Annotated in this window: 6 protein-coding genes; 5 read left to right on the top strand and 1 reads right to left on the bottom strand. The window is 66.7% G+C overall.

Going from position 1 to position 8,954, the window contains the following annotated elements; translation table 11 throughout:
* Positions 1 to 20: 20 nt before the first annotated feature.
* Complete coding sequence (locus ACLML9_RS25830) at positions 21 to 2,405, bottom strand: MMPL family transporter (RefSeq protein WP_411947951.1); 2,385 nt, start codon at positions 2,403 to 2,405, stop codon at positions 21 to 23.
* Positions 2,406 to 2,661: 256 nt separating this feature from the next.
* On the opposite strand from ACLML9_RS25830, the gene ACLML9_RS25825 reads away from it, so the two are divergent.
* The 5 genes from ACLML9_RS25825 (at position 2,662) to tgt (ending at position 8,874) form a co-directional block, all read left to right on the top strand.
* Positions 2,662 to 3,252, top strand: a complete 591-nt coding sequence (locus ACLML9_RS25825; protein WP_411947950.1) for a TetR/AcrR family transcriptional regulator — start codon at positions 2,662 to 2,664, stop codon at positions 3,250 to 3,252.
* A 47-nt stretch (positions 3,253 to 3,299) separates the two neighbouring features.
* Positions 3,300 to 3,833, top strand: a complete 534-nt coding sequence (locus ACLML9_RS25820; protein ID WP_411947949.1) for an RrF2 family transcriptional regulator — start codon at positions 3,300 to 3,302, stop codon at positions 3,831 to 3,833.
* Positions 3,827 to 5,560: an ABC transporter ATP-binding protein gene (locus ACLML9_RS25815; protein ID WP_411947948.1), complete on the top strand. Its 1,734-nt coding sequence runs from the start codon at positions 3,827 to 3,829 to the stop codon at positions 5,558 to 5,560. The genes ACLML9_RS25820 and ACLML9_RS25815 overlap by 7 nt, the downstream gene beginning before the upstream one ends.
* Before the next feature lie 67 nt (positions 5,561 to 5,627).
* The gene (locus tag ACLML9_RS25810; RefSeq protein ID WP_411947947.1) at positions 5,628 to 7,535 is read left to right on the top strand and encodes an ABC transporter ATP-binding protein; all 1,908 of its coding nucleotides are present in this window, start codon (positions 5,628 to 5,630) and stop codon (positions 7,533 to 7,535) included.
* 94 nt (positions 7,536 to 7,629) lie between these two features.
* A complete protein-coding gene (gene tgt, locus ACLML9_RS25805) occupies positions 7,630 to 8,874 on the top strand; it encodes a tRNA guanosine(34) transglycosylase Tgt (RefSeq protein ID WP_411947946.1) in 1,245 nt (414 codons plus the stop codon).
* Positions 8,875 to 8,954: the final 80 nt, after the last annotated feature.

The raw sequence follows: 8,954 nt of genomic DNA, 5'->3' as shown, positions 1-8,954 counted from the left end.
GTTTCGATGAGACCGGTGGATCAGACCCCGGCGGGTTCCGATTCGGCCGGGGTCTTGGCGCGCTGCTGGAGCTCGCGAAGCTTCGTTCCCTCGACGTCGATATCCGGCAGGATCCGGTCCAGCCAGGCCGGCATCCACCAGGCCCATTTGCCCAGCAACGCCAGCAGCGACGGGATCAGCACCATCCGCACCAGGAAGGCGTCGAAGAACACACCCGCCGCCAGGGCGAAGCCCATGGACTTGGAGGTGATGTCCGGCGAGAGCATGAAGCCGCCGAACACCGAGATCATGATGATCGCGGCCGCGGTGACCACACGGGCCCCGTGGTGGTAGCCGCTGATCATCGCCTCCTTCGGATCCTTGCCGTGCACGTATTCCTCGCGCATCCGGGTCACCAGGAAGACCTGGTAGTCCATCGCCAGACCGAACACCAGGCCGATCAGCATGATGGGTAGGAAGCTGATGATCGGGTGGGTGTCCTTGACGATGCCGAAGGCGCCCTCCTGGAAGATCAGCACCGTGACGCCGAAGGTCGCCGCCATCGACAGCAGGAAGCCCAGCGCGGCGGTGAGCGGTACCAGGATGGACCGGAACACCAGCAGCAGCAGCACGAACGCGGCCGCCGCGACGATGGCCAGGTACGGGATGATGCTGGTCAGCAGCACACTGTTGACGTCGGCGTAGATGGCGGTCTGGCCGGTGACGCCGTACTCCATGCCGTACCGATCCTGTAGCGCGGCTTCGGCGTCGCGGGCGTGCGCCACCAGGTCCTGGGTCTCGGCACTGTTCGGGCCGGAATCGGGCACCACCTGGAACAGCGCGGCCTGCCCGTCCTGGCTGGGCTGCGCGACGCTCAGGTAGTCCACGCCGTCGTAGCTCGCCAGCTGGTCCCGCAGGGCGGTCAGCGCGGCGTCGCGCTGATCCTGCGGGGTTTCGGAGAGATCGACAGCCACCACGAGCGCGCCGTTCTTGCCCTCGCCGAAGCCCTCGGTCTGCAATTCGTAGGCCTTACGCACCGAGGAGTCCTCGGGCATGCTGTCGCCGCCGGGCAGGCCCAGGTTCAGCTGGGTGGCCGGGGCCGCGAGCGCACCCAGCACGATCGCGCTCACCACCAGTGTCAGCACCGGTATCCGGGCGATCAGGCGGGCGAAGCGCATCCCGTTGGTGATCGAATCGTCGTCCTCGGGATCGTGCCGGGCGACCAGCGGCAGTTTCGGCTTGAACAAGAACCGGCCGAGGGCGCCGAGCAGTGCGGGCATCAGGGTGATGGCGGCGAATACCGCGAACCCGGCGGCGATGGCCCCGCCGATACCCATCATGGTGAGGAAGCCGATCCCGACCACCGAGAGCCCGAGCAGCGCGATCACCACAGTGAGTCCGGCGAACACCACGGCCGAACCGGCGGTGCCGACCGCGACACCCGCGGCTTCCTCGGGCGAATCCTGGACCACCAGCTCGTGTTTGTACCGGGAGACGATGAACAGCGCGTAGTCGATGGACAGCGCCAGGCCGATCATCGAGGCCAGGATCGGGGTGAAGGTCGGGACCTCGGTCAGCGAGGTGCCGGTCAGGATGAGCGCGCCCGCGCAGGCGACACCGACGATGCCGGTGACGATCGGGACGAACGCCGCCACGATGGCGCCGAAGGCGATGATCATGACGATCAGCGCGACCCCGATACCGATCATCTCGGCCTGGCCGGATTCGACCTGGGTCTGGGCGATGGCGCCGGTGAGTTCCACGGTCAGGCCGGCGTTGCGGCCTTCCTGGGCGATGGCCTCGGCGGCCTGCCGGTTCTCCTCGGTGATTTCGGAGAAGGTCGGCATCGTGAATTTCACGTCGAGCACGGCGACGGTTTCCGGGTTGCTCTCGTTGAGCACGTTCAGCGGAGCGCCGCCGCACAGGCCCTTGAACTCCGGTGAGCCCTGACCGTCGAGGCAGTTCGGCTCCGGCAGCGGCGGGGCCTCACCGGGCGCGAGTTCGGCCGCGGCCTGCGCCTGGGCCTTGGCGGCTTCCTGGTCGGCGGGCATCATCGAGGTGGCGCGGACCGGATTGACCGCCCGCTCGGTGTGGTCGACGATGTCGAGTTCGTTCAGCCGCTGGACCAGTGCGTCGAGCGCGGCCATATTCGACTCGTCGGTGAGTTTGCCGTTCTGGGCCGCGATCAGATAGGTGCCGTTGATGGCATCGATGCTGAACATCGCCGCCATCTGCGGCATATGCTCCTCGAGGATGCCGGTGGCCTTCTCCGACGGTAGTCCCGGCATCTCGAAGCTGTCCTGGAACGGTTTGGACAGCGAGGCCGCCGCTCCACCGAGCAGTACCAGGATCAGCGCCCAGACGGGCAGCACTATCCATTTCCGGCGGAAAGCGAACTTTCCCCATCTGTACAGGAATACGGACACGAGGGATTGCTCCTAGCGAGGCCGGGACGGTGTGGTCATTGCGCGTGACGAACTGACGGCCGACGTCGCTATCGCGGACCGGGGCTGCGCGGGCCGGACGCTTTCGCGTGCCCGGAGCCGGTGGATCCGCCTCCACGGTGGACGCCAGATTTATCTACCGTACGGTAGGTAGGCTACCGGTAGGTCAAGTGGAGGAACAAGCTCGACTTCCGGTGCCGACCGGACCTGTCACCGGGAGAACGAGAAGGGGCCGAGCATGGCGAATCGCAGAACTGGCGACCACGTTACCGCAGGTCGAGATACCAAGCGGGCCATCCTGGACGCCGCCGTGCGGCTGTTCGTGGCCAAAGGTTACGAAGAGACGAGCCTGCGTGAAGTGGCGGATGCGGTCGGAATCACAAAGCCGTCGCTCTACTATCACTATGCCTCGAAACTGGAACTGCTCGTGGCGATCGTCAACCCCCTCCTCGACGATCTGCGCGCACTCGCCGAGGAAGTCGAGCCGATGCCGCCGGACGCCGCTGCCCGCCGGACCGCTCTGCAGTCCTATATCCGGACCATGATCCGGCACCGCGACGCGGGCGAGATGATGCTGCGCAATGCCGTTCCCATCGTCAACGCGCTGGCCGACCAGTATCCGGTGATCGTGGACGCCAACAAAGCGCTACGGAACTGGCTCGCCGGGCCCGAGCCCACCGCGGTCCGGCTGCTGCGGGTAAGCGCCGCCATGGAAATTCTGGCCGTTGCGCTTGTTTCGAACGAGATCGCACAGGACGCGGGAGATGATGTGGTGGAGGCGACGCTGCTGGACGCGGCTCTCGCGGTTCTGCAACTCGGCGCCGACTAGGTTTGTCGCGTCATCGTGCCCCGGCACAGCGAAAGGTCAGGTCAGTCGTGCACATCACCGCCAAGGTGGATCATGCCGTGCGGACCCTGCTCGAGATCACGGCATCCGATCAGGCTGCCGCGGTGAAGGCGGAGTCCATCGCGGCAGCTCAGCGCATACCACCCAAAGTGCTCGAGAGTGTCCTGGCCGAGCTGCGCCGGGCCGGGCTGGTGACCAGCCGGCGCGGCCCGGACGGCGGTTACCGGCTGGCCCGCCCGCCCGCCGATATCTCCATCGCCGATGTCATCCGTGCCCTCGAGGGCCCGCTCGCCTCGGTACGAGGCCTGCGGCCCGAAGAAGTGCAGTACGCGGGTGTGGCCGAACCGCTACAGCAGGTGTGGATCGCGTTGCGGGTGAATTTGCGCGCGGTGCTCGAGAACGTGAGTCTGGCCGATATCGCCGCGAACGGACTGCCGGAATTCATCGGGACGCTCACCGCCGACCCGGGCGCCTGGGTGCGCCGCGCACCGCACCGCACCGACCCGCCGAAAATCACAGGCAGCCCCACCGGGACAGACGGTAGCGTGCGGTCATCATGTTGATCCGACTGCTCCGTGGCTTCCTGGGCCCGTACCGGAAACAGTTGACCGGGATCGTGGCACTGCAGCTGATCTCGGTAATCGCGATGCTGTACCTGCCGAGTCTGAACGCCGACCTCATCGACGAGGGCGTCACCAAGGGCGATATCGGCTACATCTGGACGGCCGGGCTGCGGATGCTGCTGGTCTCCGGTGTGCAGATCATCGCCTCCGCGTCCTCGGTGTTCCTGGCCGCACAGGCGGCGATGAGCGCGGGCCGCGACCTGCGCGGCGCCCTGCTGCACCGGGTGGGCGCCTTCTCGGCGCGTGAGGTCGGGATGTACGGCGCGCCCTCGCTGATCACCCGTAACACCAATGATGTGCAGCAGGTCCAGCTGCTCATCGTCATGGCCGCGACCGTGGCCGTGATGGCGCCCATCATGTGTATCGGCGGCATCGTGATGGCGCTGCGCGAAGATTTCGGGTTGTCCTGGCTGCTGTTGATCGCGGTGCCGGCCCTGGCGCTGAGTATGGGTTTCATCATCGCCCGCATGGTGCCCGCGTTCCGCCAGATGCAGACCCGGCTCGACCAGGTCAACCGGGTGCTGCGCGAGCAGATCACCGGTATCCGCGTGGTCCGCGCCTTCGTCCGCGAGCCGCTCGAGACGTGGCGGTTCGGAGTGGCCAATACCGACCTCACCGATATCTCGGTGCGGGTGGGCCGGTTGATGGCGCTCATGTTCCCGACGGTCATGCTGATCAGCAATGTCACGTCGGTGGCGGTGATCTGGTTCGGTGGTAAGGCCATCGACACGGGCGAGATGCAGATCGGCTCGCTGACCGCGCTGCTCTCCTACATCATGCAGATCCTGATGGCCGTCATGATGGCATCGTTCCTGGCCATGATGGCCCCGCGCGCGGCGGTCTCGGCCGACCGGATCTCCGAGGTCCTCGATACCCCGTCGTCGGTGCGCTCACCGGATCTGCCGAAGCCGTTCCTGGGTGATCCCGCCGAGGTGCGGATGCGTGATGCCGCGTTCAGCTTCCCCGGTGCCGAGAAGCCCGTGCTGTGCGGGATCGATTTCGCGGTGCGTCCCGGGGAGACTGCGGCGATCGTCGGTTCCACCGGGTCCGGTAAGACCACCCTGCTGAATCTGCTCCCCCGCCTCATCGATGTCACCGAGGGCACGGTGGAGATCGGCGGCACCGATGTGCGCGACCTCGACCTGGCCGAATTGCGGTCGCGTATCGGACTGGTTCCGCAGAAGGCGTATCTGTTCTCGGGCACGGTCGCGAGCAACCTGCGCTACGGCGATCCGGACGCCACCGACGAGGAACTGTGGCGCTGCCTGGAGATCGCCCAGGCCGCCGACTTCGTGCGGGCCATGCCCAAGGGCCTGGAGACCCCGGTCGCGCAGGGCGGGACCACGGTATCGGGCGGGCAGCGGCAGCGGCTGGCCATCGCCCGGGCGCTGGTGCGCCGCCCCCGGGTGTATTTGTTCGACGATTCGTTCTCCGCGCTCGACGTGGCCACCGACGCGCGCCTGCGCGCGGCCCTGCGCCCGGCGACCGCGGACGCCGCGGTGATCATCGTGGCCCAGCGGATCGCCACCATTCGCGACGCCGACCGGATCGTCGTACTGGAGGACGGTGAGATGGCGGGGGTCGGTACCCACGAGGAACTGCTGCGTGATTGCGCGGAGTACCGCGAAATCGTCGAATCCCAGCTGAGTGTGGAGGAGGCACGATGAGGGGCGATACCTCCGCCTTCGCTACGGCCTCCGCCGGACCGCATGTACTCGCTTCCGAGGAGGCACGATGAGGCCGGGGAATCCGGGGGCTCCGGACGCCAAACCGAAATCCTTCAAACCTTCGCTGAAACGGCTGGTGCGGCGGCTCGCGCCGGAGCGGATGCGGGTGGGCGTGATCGTCGGGCTGGGCATCGTCTCGGTGGTGCTGAACATCGCCGGGCCGTACCTGCTCGGCAAGGCCACCAACCTGATCTTCGACGGAGTCGTGGGCCGGCAGCTGCCCGCGGGGGTGAGCAAAGAGGAGGCGATCGCCGGACTGCGCGCCCAAGGGCAGGACACCATGGCCGACATGCTGTCGGGGATGGATGTCGTACCCGGTGTCGGCATCGACTTCGATGCGGTCGGGCGGGTGCTTACCCTCGTGCTCGCGCTCTACCTGGGCGCCGCGGTGTTCGGCTGGTTGCAGGCATTCCTGCTCAACGATGCGATCAACCGCGTCATCAAACGGCTGCGCTCCGATGTCGAGGACAAGATCCACCGGCTGCCGCTGAGTTACTTCGACTCCGCGCCCCGCGGCGATGTGCTCAGCCGGGTCACCAACGATGTGGACAATGTCTCGCAGAGCCTGCAGCAGACCATGAGCCAGCTGCTCATCTCGGTACTCACGGTGATCGGCATCCTCGGCATGATGTTCTGGATCTCGTGGCTGCTGGCACTGGTCGCCCTGCTGACGGTGCCCGCGGTGGTGGTGGTGACCGCCCAGATCGCCAAACGGTCCAGACCGCATTTCGTGGACCAGTGGAAGTACACCGGGCTCGTCAACGCCCAGGTGGAAGAGGCCTACACCGGGCACGAGGTGATCACCGCGTTCGGCCGCAGCAAGCAGGTGGGCGCCGAGTTCGACGAGCGCAACGACCATCTCTTCAAATCCAGTTTCAGAGCGCAGTTCATCTCCGGTCTGATCATGCCGTCGTCGATGTTCCTCGGAAACATCAACTACGTGCTGATCGCGCTGATCGGCGGGCTGCGGGTCGCCTCGGGTCAGCTGTCGCTGGGCGAGGTGCAGGCGTTCATCCAGTACTCGCGCCAGTTCAGCCAGCCGCTCACCCAGATCGGCGCCATGGCCAACCTGCTGCAATCGGGAGTGGCCTCGGCGGAGCGGATCTTCGAGATACTCGACGCCCCGGAACAGAGCCCTGACCCGGCCGAGAAGGTCACCCGTCCGACCGAACGCGGCCGGGTGGAATTCGACGACGTCTCCTTCCGCTACGAACCGGAGACGCCGATCATCGAGCACCTCTCGCTGGTCGCCGAACCGGGACATGTGGTCGCGATCGTCGGGCCCACCGGTGCGGGAAAGACCACGCTGGTCAACCTGCTGCTGCGGTTCTACGAACTGGACTCCGGTGTGATCACCATCGACGGGGTCGATATCACCGCGTTGAGCCGGGAACAGTTGCGCTCGCGGATCGGGATGGTGCTACAGGACACCTGGCTGTTCAAGGGCACCATCCGGGAGAACATCGCCTACGGCGATCCCACCGCTGGCGACGACGAGATCCTCGCCGCCGCCCGCGCGGCCTACGTGGACCGTTTCGTGCACGCCCTGCCGGACGGCTACGACACCGTGATCGACGAGGAGGGCACCGGGGTCAGCGCGGGTGAGAAACAGCTCATCACCATCGCGCGGGCCTTCCTGTCCAAACCGGCCATCCTGGTGCTGGACGAGGCCACGAGTTCGGTCGATACACGGACCGAACTGCTGGTGCAGCAGGCCACCGCGGAACTGCGGCGCGACCGGACCAGCTTCGTGATCGCACACCGACTGTCCACCATCCGCGACGCGGACCTGATCGTGGTGATGGAGGCGGGCCGGATCGTGGAGACCGGGTCGCACGACGATCTGCTGGCGCGGCAGGGGGCGTACTACCGGCTCTACAGCGCCCAGTTCGCGGCGGCCGCGGTCGAGGCCTGACCCGGCATGAGCCGGGGCGGGCCCGAAGGAGGCCGCGTGACCACGCAGGGCCCTCGCTCATGGCCGATCGATACTGCCTGAGAGGATGTGCGCCGTGTCGGATGGCGTCGGATTCTCGTTCAGTGTCGGTACCCGCCTCGAGGGGCGGCACGGCCGAACCGGGGTGCTGCGGACCCCGCACGGAACCGTCGCGACCCCCGCCTTCATCCCGGTCGGCACCAAGGCGACCGTCAAGGCGGTCCTGCCGGAGGCGATGAAGGAACTCGGGGCGCAGGCGCTACTGGCCAACGCCTACCACCTGTACCTGCAGCCCGGGCCGGATATCGTCGACGAGGCCGGCGGCCTGGCGGCCTTCATGAACTGGCCGGGCCCCACCTTCACCGACAGCGGCGGCTTCCAGGTGATGTCGCTGGGGGTCGGATTCAAGAAGGTCCTGGCCATGGAAACCGTCGATGTGCGCAGCGACGACGTCATCGCCAAGGGCAAGGAACGCCTGGCGACCGTGGACGACGACGGGGTGACCTTCCGGTCACATCTGAACGGGTCGAAGCATCGCTTCACCCCCGAGTTCTCGATGGGGATCCAGCATCGGCTGGGCGCGGATATCATGTTCGCCTTCGACGAGCTCACCACGTTGATGAACACTCGCGGGTACCAGGAGAAATCGGTGCGGCGCACGCACGACTGGGCGCAGCGGTGCATCGATGAGCACGAGCGGCTCACCGCCGAGCGCGCACACCGGCCCTATCAGGCGCTTTTCGCGGTCGTGCAGGGTGCGCAGTACGAGGACCTGCGGCGCAAGGCTTCCCGGGAACTGGCCGAGATCCGCGGTGCCGCGGGAAGCGGTTTCGACGGATACGGGATCGGCGGGGCGCTGGAGAAGCACAATCTCGGCGCCATCGTCGGCTGGTGCTGCGACGAACTACCCGAGGACAAGCCCCGCCATATGCTGGGGATCAGCGAACCGGAGGATATGTTCGCCGCGATCGAGGCCGGCGCGGACACCTTCGACTGCGTGAATCCATCCCGGGTGGGTCGCAACGGCGGGATCTATGTGGAGGCCGGCCGGTTCAATATCGACACCCTCCGCTTCAAACGGGATTTCACGCCCATCGACGAGACCTGCGACTGCTACACCTGCGCGAACTACACCCGCGCCTATATCCACCACCTGTTCAAGGCCAAGGAGATGCTGGCCTCCACGCTGTGCACGATCCACAACGAGCGCTTCACCATCCGCCTCGTAGACCGTATCCGGGCCAGTATCGACGGGGGTTACTTCGACGAGTACCGCGCCGAAGCACTCGGCCGCTGGCAGGGCCGGATCACCGCACCGTAATGTTGGCGTCGCCTCCGGCGCCGCGGGGTCGGGGCCCTGTGACCCCGATTCTTCCCTCCTCCGCTCAGTCGCTGCGCTCC

Origin of the sequence: Nocardia sp. NPDC002869, assembly GCF_046764065.1 — a bacterium.
Lineage (GTDB): Bacteria > Actinomycetota > Actinomycetes > Mycobacteriales > Mycobacteriaceae > Nocardia > Nocardia rhamnosiphila.
Note: the sequence above shows the minus strand (reverse complement) of the source record. Positions and strands in the feature narration are given on the sequence as shown.

What these genes read in the sequence shown, in the direction of transcription:
- ACLML9_RS25825 (WP_411947950.1), top strand. Translation starts at nt 2,662, where the DNA reads ATGGCGAATCGCAGAACTGGCGACCACGTTACCGCAGGTCGAGATACC.
- ACLML9_RS25815 (WP_411947948.1), top strand. Translation starts at nt 3,827, where the DNA reads ATGTTGATCCGACTGCTCCGTGGCTTCCTGGGCCCGTACCGGAAACAG.
- ACLML9_RS25810 (WP_411947947.1), top strand. Translation starts at nt 5,628, where the DNA reads ATGAGGCCGGGGAATCCGGGGGCTCCGGACGCCAAACCGAAATCCTTC.